Annotated in this window: 14 protein-coding genes; 1 reads left to right on the top strand and 13 read right to left on the bottom strand. The window is 71.3% G+C overall.

Translation table 11 applies throughout. From position 1 onward, the window contains the following. Positions 1-46 precede the first annotated feature (46 nt). The 13 genes from ACIQZO_RS01695 to rsmH form a co-directional block, all read right to left on the bottom strand. Positions 47-766 carry a YggS family pyridoxal phosphate-dependent enzyme gene (locus ACIQZO_RS01695; protein ID WP_403618431.1) on the bottom strand — a complete coding sequence of 240 codons (720 nt, stop codon included), beginning with the start codon at positions 764-766 and terminating at the stop codon, positions 47-49. Then, on the bottom strand, positions 753-1,541 hold the full coding sequence (gene pgeF, locus ACIQZO_RS01690) for a peptidoglycan editing factor PgeF (RefSeq protein ID WP_403618428.1): 789 nt from the start codon (positions 1,539-1,541) through the stop codon (positions 753-755). The genes ACIQZO_RS01695 and pgeF overlap by 14 nt, the downstream gene beginning before the upstream one ends. After that, positions 1,538-2,743, bottom strand: coding sequence for a cell division protein FtsZ (gene ftsZ / locus ACIQZO_RS01685; RefSeq protein ID WP_403618425.1), 1,206 nt, complete (start codon positions 2,741-2,743; stop codon positions 1,538-1,540). Before ftsZ ends, pgeF begins: the two co-directional genes overlap by 4 nt. A gap of 279 nt (positions 2,744-3,022) precedes the next feature. Continuing rightward, a complete protein-coding gene (locus tag ACIQZO_RS01680) occupies positions 3,023-3,922 on the bottom strand; it encodes a cell division protein FtsQ/DivIB (RefSeq protein ID WP_403618422.1) in 900 nt (299 codons plus the stop codon). 30 nt (positions 3,923-3,952) lie between these two features. Further along, on the bottom strand, positions 3,953-5,047 hold the full coding sequence (murG, locus tag ACIQZO_RS01675; RefSeq protein WP_030385576.1) for an undecaprenyldiphospho-muramoylpentapeptide beta-N-acetylglucosaminyltransferase: 1,095 nt from the start codon (positions 5,045-5,047) through the stop codon (positions 3,953-3,955). A 6-nt stretch (positions 5,048-5,053) separates the two neighbouring features. Continuing rightward, the gene (ftsW, locus tag ACIQZO_RS01670) at positions 5,054-6,415 is read right to left on the bottom strand and encodes a putative lipid II flippase FtsW (protein WP_403618419.1); all 1,362 of its coding nucleotides are present in this window, start codon (positions 6,413-6,415) and stop codon (positions 5,054-5,056) included. Positions 6,416-6,485: 70 nt separating this feature from the next. Further along, positions 6,486-7,967, bottom strand: coding sequence for a UDP-N-acetylmuramoyl-L-alanine--D-glutamate ligase (gene murD, locus ACIQZO_RS01665; RefSeq protein ID WP_403618415.1), 1,482 nt, complete (start codon positions 7,965-7,967; stop codon positions 6,486-6,488). Continuing rightward, the gene (gene mraY / locus ACIQZO_RS01660; protein WP_403618412.1) at positions 7,949-9,019 is read right to left on the bottom strand and encodes a phospho-N-acetylmuramoyl-pentapeptide-transferase; all 1,071 of its coding nucleotides are present in this window, start codon (positions 9,017-9,019) and stop codon (positions 7,949-7,951) included. Before mraY ends, murD begins: the two co-directional genes overlap by 19 nt. Next, positions 9,016-10,446 carry a UDP-N-acetylmuramoyl-tripeptide--D-alanyl-D-alanine ligase gene (gene murF / locus ACIQZO_RS01655; RefSeq protein WP_403618409.1) on the bottom strand — a complete coding sequence of 477 codons (1,431 nt, stop codon included), beginning with the start codon at positions 10,444-10,446 and terminating at the stop codon, positions 9,016-9,018. Before murF ends, mraY begins: the two co-directional genes overlap by 4 nt. Beyond that, positions 10,443-12,149 (bottom strand): UDP-N-acetylmuramoyl-L-alanyl-D-glutamate--2,6-diaminopimelate ligase, encoded by a 1,707-nt coding sequence (locus ACIQZO_RS01650; protein ID WP_403618406.1) that lies wholly within the window; start codon positions 12,147-12,149, stop codon positions 10,443-10,445. The genes murF and ACIQZO_RS01650 overlap by 4 nt, the downstream gene beginning before the upstream one ends. A 44-nt stretch (positions 12,150-12,193) precedes the next feature. Then, positions 12,194-14,203, bottom strand: coding sequence for a peptidoglycan D,D-transpeptidase FtsI family protein (locus ACIQZO_RS01645; protein ID WP_403618403.1), 2,010 nt, complete (start codon positions 14,201-14,203; stop codon positions 12,194-12,196). A gap of 90 nt (positions 14,204-14,293) precedes the next feature. Beyond that, entirely contained in the window at positions 14,294-14,860 is a 567-nt protein-coding gene (locus ACIQZO_RS01640; protein WP_403618400.1) for a hypothetical protein, read from the bottom strand. Further along, a complete protein-coding gene (gene rsmH, locus ACIQZO_RS01635; RefSeq protein WP_403618396.1) occupies positions 14,857-15,786 on the bottom strand; it encodes a 16S rRNA (cytosine(1402)-N(4))-methyltransferase RsmH in 930 nt (309 codons plus the stop codon). Before rsmH ends, ACIQZO_RS01640 begins: the two co-directional genes overlap by 4 nt. Positions 15,787-16,212: 426 nt before the next feature. Here rsmH and ACIQZO_RS01630 point away from each other — a divergent pair, with 426 nt between their 5' ends. After that, the gene (locus tag ACIQZO_RS01630; RefSeq protein WP_403618393.1) at positions 16,213-16,764 is read left to right on the top strand and encodes a beta-class carbonic anhydrase; all 552 of its coding nucleotides are present in this window, start codon (positions 16,213-16,215) and stop codon (positions 16,762-16,764) included. Positions 16,765-16,777: the final 13 nt, after the last annotated feature.

Raw genomic sequence — 16,777 nt, 5'->3', positions numbered from 1 at the left:
CGGGAATGACCATATTTTCTGCTGTGGTCCGACTTTCTTCGCGACGTTACCCGAGCCGGGGTCTCGCGCCGAGTACCGCAGTGCCGACGCGTACATGTGTCGCACCGGCCGATACGGCCTGTTCCAGGTCTGCGCTCATCCCGGCCGACACCATCGTGGCAGCCGGATGGTCCACGCGCATGCGGGATGACAATTCCATCAACCGCTCGAAAGCGGCCTGTTCGCGTCCCGCGTAGTGGCCGGACAGCGGAGCGACCGTCATCAGGCCGGCGATACGCAGTCCGGGGGCCCCGGCAATGAGGTCCGCCAGCTCCGCGAGCTGCTCCGGCGCCGCACCTCCCCGGGCCCCGCGCTCCCCCGATTCGGCGTCGAGCGCGATCTGCACGAGGCAGCCGAGCTCCCGGCCGGTGTTCACCGCGGCCGCCGAAAGGGCGGTCACGAGTTTCGGTCGGTCGACCGACTGCACCACGTGCGCGTATCCCGCCACGGAACGGACTTTGTTCGTCTGCAACTGACCGACGAAGTGCCAGCTGAGCGGCAGATCCGAGCAGGTCGACGCCTTGGGGGCGGCATCCTGGTCCCGATTCTCCGCAACATGACGGACGCCCAGGTCCGCCAGCAGTCGTACGTCGCTCGCGGGGTAGGTCTTGGTGACCACGATGAGCGTCACCTCGTCCCGCGCCCGCCCCGCCGCCGCGCAAGCGGACGAGATACGTTCCTCCACCCGCGCCAGGTTCTCGGCGAGCTCCGACCTACGGTCCGTCATTCTTCTTTTCCCCCGGGGGTCCGGGGGTCTCCCCCCGGGAAAGCTCCGTCAACCAGACATATCCCGCAAGCCGGCCGGTCACCCGGTCTCGACGGTACGAGAAGTGGTCCCGCGACTCCAGTGTGCAGACCGTCGAGCGGCCGCCGTTCACCACCCCCGCCTCCGCGAGCTGGGCGTGCACCCCGGCGACCACGTCGACGGCCGGCGTCCCCCAGCTCGTCTCGGCCCTGGCCGCGGGCACCGCCCCGGCCACCGCGTCCCGCATCTCGGCCGGCACCTCGTAGCAGTGGCCGCAGACCGCGGGTCCCGTACGGGCCACGATCCGCCCGGGCTCCGCACCGAGGGCGACCATCGCCTCCACCGCGGCGGGCACCACCCCGGCGACCAGTCCCGGCCGACCCGCGTGGGCGGCCGCCGCGACCCCGGCGACGGGGTCCGCCAGCAGGACGGGCGTGCAGTCGGCGGTCAGTACCGCGAGGGCGAGTCCCCGGCGGGCGGTCACCACCGCGTCCACCGCGGGGACCTGCTCGTCCGGGCCCCAGGGCCCGTCCACCACCGCCACGTCCCGGCCGTGGACCTGGTTCATCCAGACCACCCGGTCCGGCGCCAGCCCCAGGGACCGCGCCGCCACCGCCCGGTTCGCGAGAACGGCGGCCGGGTCGTCTCCGACCGCGCCGCCGAGATTGAGCTCCTCGTACGGAACGGCGCTCACTCCGCCCCACCGGTCGGTGAAGGCGAAGTGGGCGCCGCCCACGTGGTGCTGCTCTGGTGTCACTTCAAGAAGTCCGGGACATCCAGCTCTTCGGCCGGGCTGTCCTGGTACGGGCGGGCCGTGGGGACCTGCGGCGCGGGGGCCTGGATCTCGACCGGAGCCGCCTCGACGGGAGCCGGGGGCTCCTCGCGGGGGGTGACCGAGCCGAGTCCGCCGAAGGCCGGGCGGGCCGGCTCGGCGGCGCGGACCGGAGCCGGGGCCGGCTCGTCGCGCTTGGTGGACGCGGCGCCGATGACGTTGTCCCGGCGGGCCGGGGGCTGTCCGCCGTCGAACCCGGCCGCGATGACGGTGACCCGTACCTCGTCGCCGAGCGCGTCGTCGATGACGGCGCCGAAGATGATGTTCGCCTCGGGGTGCGCGGCCTCGCTGACCAGCTGCGCGGCCTCGTTGATCTCGAAGAGACCGAGGTCCGAGCCACCGGAGATGGAGAGCAGCACACCGCGGGCGCCGTCGATGGACGCCTCCAGCAGCGGCGAGGAGATCGCCATCTCGGCGGCGGCCACCGCGCGGTCGTCGCCGCGGGCCGAGCCGATCCCCATCAGGGCCGAGCCCGCCTCGGACATCACGGACTTGACGTCGGCGAAGTCGAGGTTGATCAGACCCGGGGTGGTGATGAGGTCGGTGATGCCCTGGACTCCGGAGAGCAGGACCTGGTCGGCCGACTTGAAGGCGTCCAGCACGCTGACCTGGCGGTCCGAGATGGACAGCAGTCGGTCGTTGGGGATGACGATGAGGGTGTCGACCTCTTCGCGGAGCTCGGCGATGCCGTCCTCCGCCTGGTTCGCGCGGCGCCGGCCCTCGAAGGTGAACGGCCGGGTGACCACACCGATCGTCAGGGCGCCCAGCGAGCGCGCGATGTTGGCGACGACAGGTGCGCCGCCGGTGCCGGTGCCGCCGCCTTCACCTGCGGTGACGAAGACCATGTCGGCCCCCTTGAGGACCTCCTCGATCTCCTCGCGGTGGTCCTCTGCCGCCTTGCGACCGACGGCCGGGTTGGCGCCGGCGCCGAGGCCACGGGTGAGTTCACGGCCGACGTCGAGCTTGACGTCGGCGTCGCTCATCAACAGCGCCTGGGCGTCCGTGTTGATGGCGATGAACTCGACGCCCTTGAGACCGACCTCGATCATTCGGTTGATGGCATTGACACCACCGCCGCCGACACCGATGACCTTGATGACTGCGAGGTAGTTCTGCGGTGCTGCCACGTCGAAGGCCTCTCGCCTCGAGTTACGTGTCGCCGCCTCGCGGGCCTGCGTTGCGACGACTGATGCCGAAATAGGGACGGTCCGAACGCGCCGACCCGAACCCTCACCCTGAAGTTTAGGGTTAGGGGTGTGCCTGTTCCTCGGACTCTTCCGAACAGGACACTAAGTCGACAAGTAGCGCGTGTTCAACGAACACGCCGAACCTCCCGTTTTTCTTTTCACCCTATGTGATCACCCGTATCGCTGGCCAACCAGGGTGTGCCGCTGTTGGACCGGACGTCAACTCCCGGACGCAGCAGGGGCGGTGGGGACACTCACGTCGAAGTGACCGGCCTTGGGCGCGGCTTTCAACAAAGCGTTCAGTGCGCGCCCCTTCGCGTCACTCTGTTCGCCGCTCCCCCACGTCACCGACCGGCCGCCGGTCAGCTCCAGGACGACCGAATCGTAGGAACCGACCTTGACCTGCACGGTTTCCTTGGCGATCGGCGCCGGGAGGGCGCCCGCGACGAGTACGGCCTCGTGCAGCAGCCGTTCCTCGTCGAAGCGTCGGGCACTCGGCGATCGACCGGCGTTCAATTCCAGGACCGGAACACCCGCGGGTGCTTTCGCAACCGTGTCGAATCGCACACCCGATGCGTCCACTTCAACGAAGTCGGAGTCCTTTTTGATGAGCAGGACGGGTTTGCGTTCCGTCACTTTCAGACCGATCCCGTGCGGCCAGGCTCGCACCACATCGACCGAATCGATGCGGGGCAGCCGGCCGCGGACCCGCGCCTCGATCTCGTCGGTATCGACGTTCACCAGGGGCGCGCCGACGGGCACGGCGGCGGCGCCGAGGACCTGCTCGGAGGTGAGCACGTCCATGCCGGTGGCGGAGACCTTCTCCACGCGGAGCCAGGAGGAGCCGTAGAGCACCCAGGCGCCGCCGGCCACCAGGAGCACCGCGGCGGCCAGGGAGGCCAGCACGGGGCCCCGGCGCAGGCGTGCGCCGGGGCCTCCGGGGCCGGACCTCTTCACCGACTCGGCGCCCTCCGGGCCCTTGGGCGCCTTGGGGCGCTTCGGGGCCCTGGGCGGCTTCGGAGCCCTGGGTGGCTTGGGAGCGCCGGCGCCCTTGCGGGCGGACGGGCCGGACCGATCAGAAAACGGTGTTCCGCGCTGTGCGGTCGTCCCTCCGGCCACTCCTGTGCCTCCTGGTCTGCGCTACCCGCCTCAGCGGGACCTGTGGGCCGCGATCGCCTCGTAGACCATGCCGACCAGGAGCTCGTCGGCGTCCCGGCGGCCGAACTCACCGGCGGCGCGGGACATCTCGTAGAGGCGGTGCGGGTCGGACAGCACCGGGAGGACCTGGCTGAGCACCCACTCGGGCGTCAGCTCCGCGTCGTCCACGAGCAGGCCGCCGCCGGCCTTGACCACCGGCTGGGCGTTGAGCCGCTGTTCACCGTTGCCGATCGGCAACGGGACGTAGGCGGCGGGAAGCCCCACGGCGGAGAGTTCGGCGACGGTCATCGCACCCGCGCGGCACAGCATCATGTCGGCGGCGGCGTACGCGAGATCCATCCGGTCCACGTACGGTACCGGCACATACGGCGGCATCCCGGGCATGTTGTCGACACGCGGCAGTTCGTTCTTCGGCCCGACGGCGTGCAGGATCTGGATCCCGGAGCGCTGGAGGGTCGGCGCGACCTGCTGGATCGTCTCGTTGAGGCGGCGGGCGCCCTGCGAGCCGCCGGAGACCAGCAGCGTGGGCAGGTTGGGGTCCAGGCCGAAGGCGGCGCGCGCCTCCGGTCGGACCGCGGCCCGGTCGAGGGTGGAGATCGAGCGGCGCAGCGGGATGCCCACGTAGCGGGCCCCGCGGAGCTTGCTGTCGGGGGTGGAGACCGCGACGGCGTGCGCGTACCGGGAGCCGATCTTGTTGGCCAGTCCGGGCCGCGCGTTGGCCTCGTGGACGATGATCGGCACCCCGAGCCGCTTGGCCGCGAGGTAGCCGGGCAGGGCCACGTAGCCGCCGAAGCCGACGACGCAGTCGGCCTTGGTCCGCAGGAGGATCTCCTCCGCGGCCTTGATGGTGCCGCGCAGCCGTCCCGGCACGGTGATCAGTTCCGGGGTGGGCTTGCGGGGCAGGGGCACGGCGGGGATCAGTCCCAGCTCGTACCCGCGTTCCGGCACCAGGCGGGTCTCAAGTCCGCGCTCCGTGCCGAGGGCGGTGATGCCCACTGAAGGGTCCTGCCTGCGCAGGGCGTCCGCGAGGGCGAGCGCCGGCTCGATGTGGCCGGCGGTCCCCCCACCGGCGAGTACGACATGCACCGAAATTCACCGCTCTCCGGACGGACGCTTCTTGATGCGCCGTCTCATCGATTTCCATCTCACCCCGGTCCGCCGCCAGCCGGTCTTCGGCTGCCGCATCGCGAGGGCCGCGCGCGCCGCCGGCTCCTCCCGCGCGAAGGCGATGAGCAGTCCGACCGCGAACATGGTCGGCAGCAGGGCTGACCCTCCGTAGGAGAACAGCGGGAGCGGGACTCCGGCGATCGGCAGCAGGCCGAGCACCGCACCGATGTTGATCACGGCCTGGGCCGTGATCCAGGTGGTCACGCCTCCCGCGGCAAACCGTACGAAGGAATCCTCCGTGCGTCCGGCCACGCGGATACCCGCATAGCCTAGAGCCGCGAACAGGGCGAGCACCGACAGCGTCCCCGCCAGACCCAGTTCCTCGCCGGTAATGGCGAAGATGAAGTCGGTGTGGGCTTCGGGTAGTTGCCCCCATTTTTCCACACTTGCACCCAGGCCGGAACCGAACCAGCCGCCCGATGCGAGGGCGTAGATCCCGTGAACGGCCTGCCAGCAAAGGTCGTTCTTGCCCGGTTCTGTCGCGCCGAGGCATTCCAGCCGGTCCATCCGGTGCGGGCTCGTCTTGATGAGCAGTGCGACGATCGCACCCGCGAAGGCGAGCACCCCGACGAACATCCGGGTCGGTGCGCCGGCCAGCCAGAGCAGACCGAACAGGATGGCGCCGAGGATCATCGCGGTGCCCATGTCCCCGCCGAGCATGATCAGCCCGAGCAGCAGGAAGGCCACCGGGACCAGCGGCACCAGCAGGTGCTTCCACTGGCTCAGCAGCTCCTTGTCACCCTTGCGTGCCAGCAGGTCGGCGCCCCACAGGATCAGCGCCAGTTTGCCGAATTCACTGGGCTGCAACATGAACGGACCACCAAGGGAGATCCAATTCTGGTTGCCGTTGATCGAGACGCCTATCCCCGGGACCTGGACCAGGACCATCAGGAACAGCGTGCCGGCGAGCACCGGATACGACAGGGCGCGGTGCAGTTTGACCGGCATCCGGGAGGCGACCAGCAGGAGTACGCCGCCGATGAGGGCGGCCAGGAACTGCTTCTTGAAGAAGTACGCGTCGCCGAGGCCGAGCTGGAGGGCCTTGATCATCGACGCCGAGTACACCATCACCAGACCGAGCACGGTGATGAGCAGCGAACTGCCGAAAATCAGGTAATAGGCAGTGAGCGGACGGTCCCAGGCCTTCTGGACCTGCTGCTGCGTACGCCGCAACCGGATCAGCGGCCCGCGCCCGGCGGGCCGCTTCGAACGCACCGCGGGGCGTTTGCGGCCCTGCGCCTTCACGGCGGACGGCCGCCGCCCCGGCAGCATCTGCTTGGCCGGCATCTGTGATCTTCCCCTCCACTCGTACGAGGCGAGCAGCCGGCCGGAGGGAAGCTGTCCCGGAGCCCCCGGCCTAGGCCGTGTCCGCAGCGTTCTCGGCGGCCAGTTCGCGCACCGCGTCGGCGAATGCGTCCCCACGCTTGTTGTAGTTCGCGAACATGTCCATCGAGGCACAGGCAGGTGCCAGCAGGACCGTGTCGCCGGGCTCGGCGAGCGCGGCGGCTTCCCGTACCGCTGCGAGCATCGCCCCAGTGTCGGTCCGGTCGAGGTCGACGACCGGGACCTCGGGGGCGTGTCGCGCCAGCGCCTCGGCGATGAGCGCCCGGTCGGCGCCGATCAGCACCGCCCCCCGCAGCCGCTTCGCGGACTTCTGCACGAGCTCGTCGAAGGTCGCGCCCTTGGCGAGGCCTCCAGCGATCCAGACGACCGGCTCGAAGGCCGCGAGCGAGGCCTCGGCCGCGTGCGTGTTGGTGGCCTTGGAGTCGTCGATGTAGGTGACCGAGGCGACCTCGTCCACGTACGCGACGCGGTGGGCGTCCGGGCGGAAGTCGCGCAGCCCGTCACGGACCGCGCGGGGCTCCACACCGAAGGCGCGGGCCAGGGCCGCCGCGGCGAGCGCGTTGGCGATGTTGTGCGGGGCCGGCGGGTTGACGTCCTTGACCTCGGCGAGTTCCTGGGCGTTCTTCTGCCGGTTCTCCACGAAGGCCCGGTCGACGAGGATGCCGTCGACGACGCCGAGCATGGAGGGGCCGGGGGCGCCGAGGGTGAAGCCGATGGCCCGGCAGCCCTCCTCGACGTCGGCCTCCATGACCAGGCCCTCGGTGGCCGGGTCGGCGACGTTGTAGACGCAGGCGATCGTGTTGCCCTCGTAGATCCGGCCCTTGTCGGCGGCGTACGCCTCCATCGAGCCGTGCCAGTCGAGGTGGTCCGGGGCCAGATTGAGCACGGCCGCCGAGTGGACGCGCAGCGAGGGCGCCCAGTGCAGCTGATAGCTGGAGAGTTCGACGGCGAGCACGTCGTACTCCTGCTCGCCGAGCACCACGTCGATGATGGGGGTGCCGATGTTGCCGACGGCGGCGGTGCGTAGGCCCGCGGCCTTCAGGATCGATGCCAGCATCTGTGTGGTGGTGGTCTTGCCGTTGGTGCCGGTGATGGCGAGCCAGGGCGCGGCGGCCCTCGGGGCTCCACCGGCCGCGCCGGCCCGGCGCTCCTGGCCCACCTCGCGCAGCAGCCAGGCGATCTCCACGTCGCCGACCACGTCCACACCGACCGCGGCGGCGGCCTCGAACAGCGGGCTGTCGGGCTTCCAGCCGGGCGAGGTGACGACCAGTTCGGTGCCCTCGGGCAGGGTCTGCGCGTCCCCGAGACGCACGGTGATGCCCAGCTCGCCCAGTTCGGCGGCGCTGGCCCGGTGGCCCTCGCTGTCGCCGCCGTCGACGACGGTCACCACCGCACCGAGGCCGGCCAGGGCGCGGGCGGCACTGATGCCGCTCACGCCGAGACCGGCGACGGTGATGTTCTTGTCCTGCCAGGACGTCACTTGTCGGCTGCCCATCCCGCGTAGAAGAGACCGAGACCCACGATCACGCACATGCCCTGGATGATCCAGAAGCGGACCACGACGAGGACCTCGGACCAGCCCTTGAGTTCGAAGTGGTGCTGGAGCGGGGCCATACGGAAGACGCGCTTGCCGGTCATCTTGAAGGAGCCGACCTGGATGACGACCGACATCGTGATGAGCACGAAGAGGCCGCCGAGGAGCGCCATCAGGAACTCCGTGCGGGAGCAGATGGCGAGGCCCGCGAGCGCGCCGCCGAGGGCGAGCGAGCCGGTGTCACCCATGAAGATCTTGGCGGGCGAGGTGTTCCACCACAGGAAGCCGAAGCAAGCGCCCATGAGGGCGGAGGCCACCACGGCGAGGTCGAGTGGATCGCGTACCTCGAAGCAGGCGTTCGGGTTCGTCAGGTCGGCCGCGAAGGCGCAGGACTCCTGGAACTGCCAGACGCCGATGAAGGTGTAGGCGCCGAAGACCATCACGGCGGCGCCGGTCGCGAGACCGTCCAGACCGTCGGTGAGGTTCACGCCGTTGGACATCGCCAGGATCATGAACAGCGCCCAGGCCACGAACAGCACCGGGCCGATCGACCAGCCGAAGTCCGTGACGAAGGACAGCCTGGTGGAGGCGGGGGTGAGCCCGCGCGAGTCCTTGAACTGGAGCGCCAGCACCGCGAAGGCGATACCGACGATCAGCTGGCCTGACATCTTCGCCTTGGCCCGCAGGCCCAGCGAACGCCTCTTGACGATCTTGATGTAGTCGTCCAGGTACCCGACGATGCCCATGCCCGCCATCAGGAACAGGACGAGCAGGCCCGAAAAACTCGGTTCGCTGCCGGTGAGGATCTTCGTCAGTGCGTACGCGATCAGCGTCGCCAGGATGAAGGAGATACCGCCCATGGTGGGCGTGCCCTTCTTCCCGGCGTGGCCGCGGGGGCCGTCGTCGCGGATGAACTGGCCGTAGCCCTTGCGGGCCAGGAGCTTGATCAGCAGCGGCGTACCGATGAGCGTCAGGAACAGGCCGATGACGCCGGCGAACAGGATCTGCCTCATCGGTCGGCGACCTCGCCCTCGACAGTGCTGTCGAGCAGCCCTTGGGCCACCCGCTCCAGACCGGCCGACCTGGACGCCTTCACCAGCACGACGTCACCCGGGCGCAGTTCACTGCGCAACAGGTCGACCGCCGCCTGTGCGTCGGACACGAGCACCGACTCCTCACCCCACGAACCCTCGTTATATGCGCCCAGTTGCAGCCAGGAGGCTTCCCTGCCCCCGACCGCGACGAGCTTGCTCACGTTGAGCCGGACGACAAGTCGTCCGACCGCGTCGTGCTCGGCGAGCGCGTCGTCTCCGAGCTCGGCCATCGGGCCGAGCACCGCCCACGTGCGTCCCCCGTTCGCCCTGCGGGCACCGCCCATCGCGGCGAGCGCGCGCAGTGCGGCCCGCATGGACTCGGGGTTCGCGTTGTAGGCGTCGTTGACGATCGTCACACCGTCCGCCCGTTCGGTGACCTCCATCCGCCACCGGGACAGCGTGCCCGCCCCGGAGAGCGCCGTGGCGATCTCCTGCGCGGACATGCCCAGGACATGGGCGACGGCGGCCGCGGCGAGCGCGTTCGACACGTGGTGCTCACCGTACAGCCGCAAGGTCACGTCACTGCACCCGGTCGGTGTGTGCAGTGTGAAGGAAGCCTGTCCCCTGTCCGTCATACGGACTTCGGTGGCCCGGATTTCGGCGTCCTCGGCCTCTCCGAACAGGACGGTACGAGCCTTCGTGCGCGCGGCCATCTCGCGAACCAGCAGGTCGTCGGCGTTGAGGACGGCGACGCCGCCCTCCGCCTCGGCCGGCAGGGCCTCGACCAGCTCCCCCTTGGCCTGCGCGATCTGCTTGACGCCGCCGAACTCGCCGATGTGGGCGGTGCCGACGTTGAGGACCAGACCGATCCGCGGGGGCGTCAGTCCGGTGAGGTAGCGGATGTGGCCGATGCCGCGGGCGCCCATCTCCAGGACCAGGTGCTGGGTTTCCTCGGTGACGCGCAGCGTCGTGATCGGCAGGCCGATCTCGTTGTTGAGGTTCCCGGGGGTCCACACGGTCGGCGCGTGGTGCTGGAGCACCTGCGCGATGAGGTCCTTGGTGGAGGTCTTGCCGGCGGACCCGGTGAGGGCCACGACGTCGGTGCCCAGGCGAGTGACCACGGCCCGGGCGAGCGCTCCGAGGGCGGCCACCACGTCGGGGACGACGATGGCCGGTACGCCGACGGGCCGGGTCGCCAGGACGCCCACGGCGCCCTCGGACACGGCGCGTTCGGCGAAGTCGTGGCCGTCGACCCGTTCGCCGACGAAGGCGGCGAACAGGCTGCCCGGCCGGACCTCGCGGGAGTCGTAGACCACGGGACCGGTGACCTGGACGGACGGATCCGGTATGTCGTGGGGCCGCCCGCCGGTGATGTCGGCGATCTCGGCGAGGGAAAGGGCGATCACTGGTTCACCTCGGCCTGTCGGACCTGAGTCTTCCGATCGAGCACGGCCTGGCGCTCGATCGCGGCACGGAGCACCGTGCGGTCGTCGAAGGGGCGGACGACACCGGCGGTGTCCTGGCCCTGCTCGTGGCCCTTGCCGGCCACCAGCACGGTGTCACCGGGCTGTGCGCGGGCGACGGCGGCCGCGATGGCCGCGGCCCGGTCCGCGTCGACCAGGACGGTGCCCCGCTCGGCGGCCGGTACGGACACGGCGCCCTCGAACATCGCGGCGAGGATCGCGAGCGGGTCCTCGGAGCGCGGGTTGTCGGAGGTCAGGACGGCCACGTCGGCGAACCGCGCGGCCGCGGCGCCCATCGGGCCGCGCTTGGTGGTGTCGCGGTCGCCGCCGCAGCCGAGCACGATGTGCAGCTTGCCCTCGGTGACCTCGCGCAGCGCGCGCAGCACCGATTCCACGGCGTCCGTCTTGTGCGCGTAGTCGACGACGGCGAGGTACGGCTGTCCCGCGTCCACCCGCTCCAGCCGGCCGGGGACCCCGGGGACCGCGGCGACGCCGTCGGCGGCGGTCTGCGGGTCGAGGCCGGCGGCGGCGAGCGTGACGATCGCGGCGACGGTGTTGGCGACGTTGAACGGGCCGGGCAGCGGGGCGGTGGCCCGTACGCGCTGTCCTTCGGGGCCCGCCAGGGTCAGCGTGGAGCTCGCGGGTCCGAAGACCACGTCCTCGGCGCGCCAGTCGGCGGCCGGGTCGCCCGCGGCGGAGAAGGTGACGACCGGGATCGTCGCCTCCTTGGCCAGGCGGCGGCCGTACTCGTCGTCGAGGTTGAGCACTCCCAGGCGGGCCCGGCGGGCCGTGAACAGCCCCGCCTTGGCCTGGAAGTAGTCCTCCATGTCGGAGTGGAACTCCATGTGCTCGGGGCTCAGGTTGTTGAAGACAGCGACGTCGAAGACGCAGCCGTCGACCCGGCCGAGCACCAGCGCGTGGCTGGACACCTCCATGGCCACGGCCTCGACCCCGCGTTCGCGCATGACCGCGAAGAGGGCCTGGAGGTCGGTGGCCTCGGGGGTGGTCCGCTCGGACTTGATGCGCTCGTCGCCGATGCGCATCTCGACGGTGCCGACCAGTCCGGTGCTGCGGCCCGCCGCGCGCAGACCGCCCTCGACGAGGTACGCCGTGGTGGTCTTGCCGGAGGTGCCGGTGATGCCGATCTGGAGCAGGTCCTCGCCGGGGCGCCCGTAGATCGCGGCGGCGAGCTCTCCCATCCGGCCGCGCGGGTCGTCCACGGTCAGGACCGGCAGGCCGGTCGCCGCGGCGCGCTCCGACCCCGCGGGGTCGGTCAGCACGGCGGCGGCGCCGAGGCCGGCCGCCTGGGCGGCGAAGTCGGCGCCGTGCGTCCTGGCTCCCGGCAGGGCCGCGTACAGGTCACCGGGGCGCACCGCACGGGAGTCGTGCGTGATGCCGGTGATCTGCGCCGCGCCGGGCGCGGGGATGCCCAGCAGGGAGGCCAGCTCGCCCAGCGGGCTCGGGCTGGCGGACGCGGGCCGGGGCGCTCCCGGCGGCGTTGCCGGGACTTTCTGGGCGGTTCTGGGCTGATCAGCGTGGGGCACGGCGGTGAGCGTACCGGGCGCGGCGGGCCGCCCGCTAAGTGAGGCCCCGGCCTCGGCTTCGGGGGTCGTCCGGTTCCCGGGTTTCGGGGTGATCGTTGTCACTGATGGTGCCTCACGCTTTTCTGGCGGGCCGGCCGGGCTGTGGGTCACTGGCCGGGCTGCGGACTGGGCTGCGGGGCGGGCTGCGGGGCGGCGTCGTAGGTGACGGGAAGCCCGGCGGGTGCGGTTCCCGTGGGGGCCACCTGGAGGGTCTTGAGCGCGAACTCCATGACCTTCTTGTAGATGGGGCCGCAGATCTGGCCGCCGAAGTAGCTGCCCTTCGTGGGGTTCTGGATGGCGCAGTAGACGGTGATGCGCGGCTGGTCCGCGGGTGCGAATCCGGCGAACGAGGCGGTGTAGCCCTTGTAGCGGCCGGTGGCCGGATCCACCCGGTTGGAAGTGCCGGTCTTGCCGCCGACCCGGTAGCCGGGGATGCGGGCCTTGGTGCCGGTGCCCTCCTGGTCGTCGACCACGGATTCGAGCATCTCGGCGAGGGTCTTGGCGGTTTCCGGGCTGACCACGCGGGTCTGCTCGGGTGCCGCGGCCGGGGTGAAGCGGCCGTCGGGGCCCTTGGTCCGGCGCACCAGCGTCGGCTCGATGCGCATCCCGCCGTTGGCGATGGTCGAGTACACGGAGGCCGCCTGCATGGCGTTGAGGGAGAGCCCCTGGCCGAAGGGGATCGTGTACTGCTGCGAGGTCGACCAGTCCTGCGGCTGGGCGAGGATGCCCCGGGACTCGCCGGGGTAGTTCAGGCCGGTGGGCCGGCCGATGCCGAACTTGGTCAGGTAGGAGTGCAGGACCTTGTTGGCCTCGGGCTGGGTGGGGCCGAGCTGGCCGGTGGCCAGGATGGTGCCGATGTTGGAGGACTTGGCGAGCACCCCGTTGAGGGTCAGGTACCACGTCGGGTGGTCGATGTCGTCCTTGAACAGCCGGTCGCCGCGGTGCAGTCGGTTGGGGACCTCGACCCGGGTCTGCGGGGTGGCCTTCTTCTCCTCCAGCACGGCGGCCATCGACATCACCTTGGCGGTGGAGCCGGGCTCGTACACGTCCTGGAGCGCGGCGTTGCCCATGGCCGCGGAGCGGGCCCGGGTCAGGTCGTTGGGGTCGAAGCCGGGGGCGTTGGCCATGGCCAGGACCTCGCCGGTGCGGGTGTCCTGGACGATGACGTATCCGCGGTCGGCCTCCGACTTCTGGACCTGCTCGGCGATGGCGCTCTGCGCCGCCCACTGGATGTCCCGGTCGATGGTCAGCTCGATGTCGTCGCCGGGGACGGCGGGCTTGCCGTCGGAGCCGGCGGTGGGGACCTGCCGGCCGCCGGACTGGGCGTAGGTGATCTCACCGTCCTTGCCGGACAGCTTCTTGTCGAGGGAGGACTCCAGGCCGCCGCCGCCCTTGCCGTCGGCGTTGACGTAACCCAGTATCCCGGCGGCGAGGTCGCCGTTCGGGTACACGCGCTTGCTGCTGTCCTCCTTGAACACGCCGGCGAGGACGTTGGCGCCGGGGCCGTTGCTGCGCCTGTCGGCGGCCGCCTTCTCCGCGAAGACCCGCTTGAGGTCCTTGATCTGGTTCCAGACCTGGGGGGTCTGGCGCTGGGCGAGGACGACGTACCGGGAGTTCTTGGTGCTCAGCCGCTTGGTGAGCTCCGCGGCGTCCTTGCCGAGGATGGGTGCGAGGAGGGCGGCGGCCTGCTGGGGGGCGTCCGGGGCCTTGCTGTCCTGCGGGGTGAACATCTTCGGGTCGGCGGTGATGTCGTACGCGTCCACGCTGGTGGCCAGCGCCACGCCCTTGCGGTCGGTGATCTCACCGCGCTCGGCGGCCAGTTTGACGCTGGTGTACCGGTTCTTGGAGGCCTCGGCGGAGAACGCCGAGGCGTCGACGGCCTGGACCTGGAGCAGCCGGACCACGAAGGCGAGCATCACGAGGGTCAGGCCGACGCCGACCAGGCGCAGCCGGGGCTTCGGGCTGCCGAGCCGGATCGTGTGCGGGGTACGGGAGCCCGCGGGTCTCCGGGTCGCCGGGCGCGAGGACGGGCGGGCACCCGCCCGGGCCCGGTCGCCGGGCCGGGACGGCCTGGCCGGTCCGGGTACCCGCCGCCGGGGCGGCTCCTGGGGGCTCACGCGGCCACCGCCGGGGCAGCGCCGGGGCTCCGCCCCGAACCCCGCTCCTCGAACGCCGGAGGGTCTGGATGGGAACGGTGGATCACGGCGTCACCTTCCGGGGGGCTGGTTGGGCTGCGGGGGACCACTGGCCGCGGGGGGCGCGGCGGCGGGCGCCGGCTGGCCCGGGGCGGAGGCCGGGGCCGATGCCGACGCCGCGGGTGCGCCCGAGGGTCCGGCCGGCGGTGCGGCGGCCGGGGGGCTCGGGGTCGGCGACGGCGGGGCCTCGGCCGGTGCGGCGCTGCCGGCGATCTTGCCGTCCGGGCCGATGAAGACCGGGCTGCCGCCGGGGACCAGGCCCAGCTCGTGCGCCCGGCGCTGGAGCGCGTCGGGCGCCGAGTGGGCGTCCACGTCGCGCTGCAGCGCCTGCTCCTCGTCGGTGAGGGCGGTGGTCTCCTTCTTCAGCTTGCTCAGCTGGAAGGAGCCCTCGTTCAGCGCCGAGTTCAGCAGCAGCAGGCTGATCAGTCCGCCGCCGAGCAGGGCCACGACCAGCAGGACGAACGGCATGCGGGCCGCCTGCCCCCCGGAACGCGGGCGGGCCGGGCGGCCGCCGAGCGCCCGGCCGAGGCGGGCCGCCTGCCCGCGGGTCAGCGTGGCGACCTTCCCGGCCTTGGTCACAGTCGCGCCTCCCGGATGCGTTCGACCCCGCGGAACCTCGCCGGGGCGGCCCGCCGGTTCTCGGCGATCTCCTCCTCGGTCGGCAGTTCGGCACCGCGCGTGAGCAGTTTCAGCTTCGGCTGGTACTTCTCCGGGACCACCGGCAGGCCGGGCGGGGCCGTGGAGGTCGCACCGGCCGCGAAGACCTGCTTGACCAGGCGGTCCTCCAGCGAGTGGTACGAGAGCACCGCGATCCGGCCGCCGACCGCGATCCGGTCCACCGCTGCCGGAATGGCCCGCTCCAGGCCCGACAGCTCCCCGTTGACCTCGATCCGCAGCGCCTGGAAGGTGCGCTTCGCCGGGTTGCCTCCGGTCCGCTTGGCGGCCTGCGGCAGGGAGTCGCGGATCAGCTCGACCAGCCGGGCGCTGTTGGTGAAGGGCTCCTTGTCCCTCGCCCGGACGACCGCGGACACGATCCGCTTGGCCTGCTTCTCCTCGCCGTACTGGCGCAGGATCCGGACCAGCTCGCCGGGTGCGTAGCTGTTGAGGACCTCGGCGGCGCTGATGCCCGTCGTCTGGTCCATGCGCATGTCCAGCGGCGCGTCCTGGGCGTACGCGAACCCGCGGTCGGCCTCGTCCAGCTGCATCGAGGAGACGCCCAGGTCGAAGAGGATGCCCTGGACGGCCGGGATGCCCAGCCCGTCGAGGACCTCGGCGAGGTCGGCGTAGATCGCGTGGACGAGGGTGGCCCGGTCGCCGAAGGGGGCGAGCCGCTCCCCGGAGAGCCGCAGGGCCTCCTTGTCGCGGTCGAGGCCGATCAGGTGGGCCTCGGGGAACCGGGTCAGCAGGGCCTCGCTGTGGCCGCCGAGGCCGAGGGTGCAGTCGACGACGACGGCCCCGGGCCTCTCCAGCGCCGGGGCCAACAGGTCCAGGCACCGCTGGAGCATCACCGGGACATGTCGGGACTCGCTACTCAAAGCGCCCTCTCAGATAACGGCGCGGCAGGCGTACGCACCACCGGGTCCCCGCATCCGCGACCGGCGCCGGGGATGGTGGCGCCGGCCGGCCGGTGAGCGGGAGAGGGCCGGGCCGTACGTACGCGCCGCGCACGCGGAGTGTTCATCGGGGGCCGGGCGGCCGGTCAGGGCCGGGCTCCGGCCGGTTCGCGTCACTTTAGTGCAACGGTCGCCGCGGTCAACGAACCGCCCCGCGCGGCGTGCGCGGCTCTCGGAGCGAACCGGCAAATGCCGCGAATCACCCGGACGGCGGCCTCACCCCCACCCCTGTGGGTTAGCTCACAACAAGCCGCGTTGACGTTCTTTGTCCGCTCTCACGCGAGGCCATAACCAGCGGTGACCACTAACGTCATACCCATGACGACTTCCGCATCCCTGCCTGCCGAGTCCGCGCCCGAGGCATCCGTCGGCGGATCCGTCACCGACCGGCTGGTCGAGGCGAATCAACGCTACGCGGACCAGTTCTCCGATCCCGGCATGGATGCCCGGCCCGTCCTGCAGGTGGCCGTCGTGGCCTGTATGGACGCCCGGCTCGACCTGCACAAGGCCCTCGGCCTGGAGCTCGGCGACTGTCACACGATCCGCAACGCGGGCGGCGTGGTCACGGACGACACGATCCGCTCCCTCACCATCAGCCAGCGGGCGCTGGGCACCCGCGCGGTGATACTCATCCACCACACCGGCTGTGGTCTGGAGAACCTGACCGAGGACTTCCGGCACGAGCTGGAGGACGAGGTCGGTCAGCGCCCCGCCTGGGCCGTCGAGGCCTTCCGGGACGTGGACCAGGACGTCCGCCAGTCCATGCAGCGGGTCCGCACCAACCCGTTCCTGCCTCACAAGGACGATGTGCGAGGCTTCGTCTTCGATGTGCACACCGGGCTCCTGCGGGAGATCGATCCCAGCTCTTGAGTGACACAAGGCC

This window comes from Streptomyces sp. NPDC097617, assembly GCF_044761485.1.
Taxonomy (GTDB): domain Bacteria; phylum Actinomycetota; class Actinomycetes; order Streptomycetales; family Streptomycetaceae; genus Streptomyces.
This window is presented reverse-complemented; position numbering and strand designations above follow the sequence as displayed.

Coding starts and splice junctions, on each gene's coding strand:
- ACIQZO_RS01695 (WP_403618431.1), bottom strand. CDS start 766: ATGACGGACCGTAGGTCGGAGCTCGCCGAGAACCTGGCGCGGGTGGAG.
- ftsW (WP_403618419.1), bottom strand. CDS start 6,415: ATGCCGGCCAAGCAGATGCTGCCGGGGCGGCGGCCGTCCGCCGTGAAG.
- murD (WP_403618415.1), bottom strand. CDS start 7,967: ATGGGCAGCCGACAAGTGACGTCCTGGCAGGACAAGAACATCACCGTC.
- mraY (WP_403618412.1), bottom strand. CDS start 9,019: ATGAGGCAGATCCTGTTCGCCGGCGTCATCGGCCTGTTCCTGACGCTC.
- rsmH (WP_403618396.1), bottom strand. CDS start 15,786: ATGCTCCAGCGGTGCCTGGACCTGTTGGCCCCGGCGCTGGAGAGGCCC.
- ACIQZO_RS01630 (WP_403618393.1), top strand. CDS start 16,213: ATGACGACTTCCGCATCCCTGCCTGCCGAGTCCGCGCCCGAGGCATCC.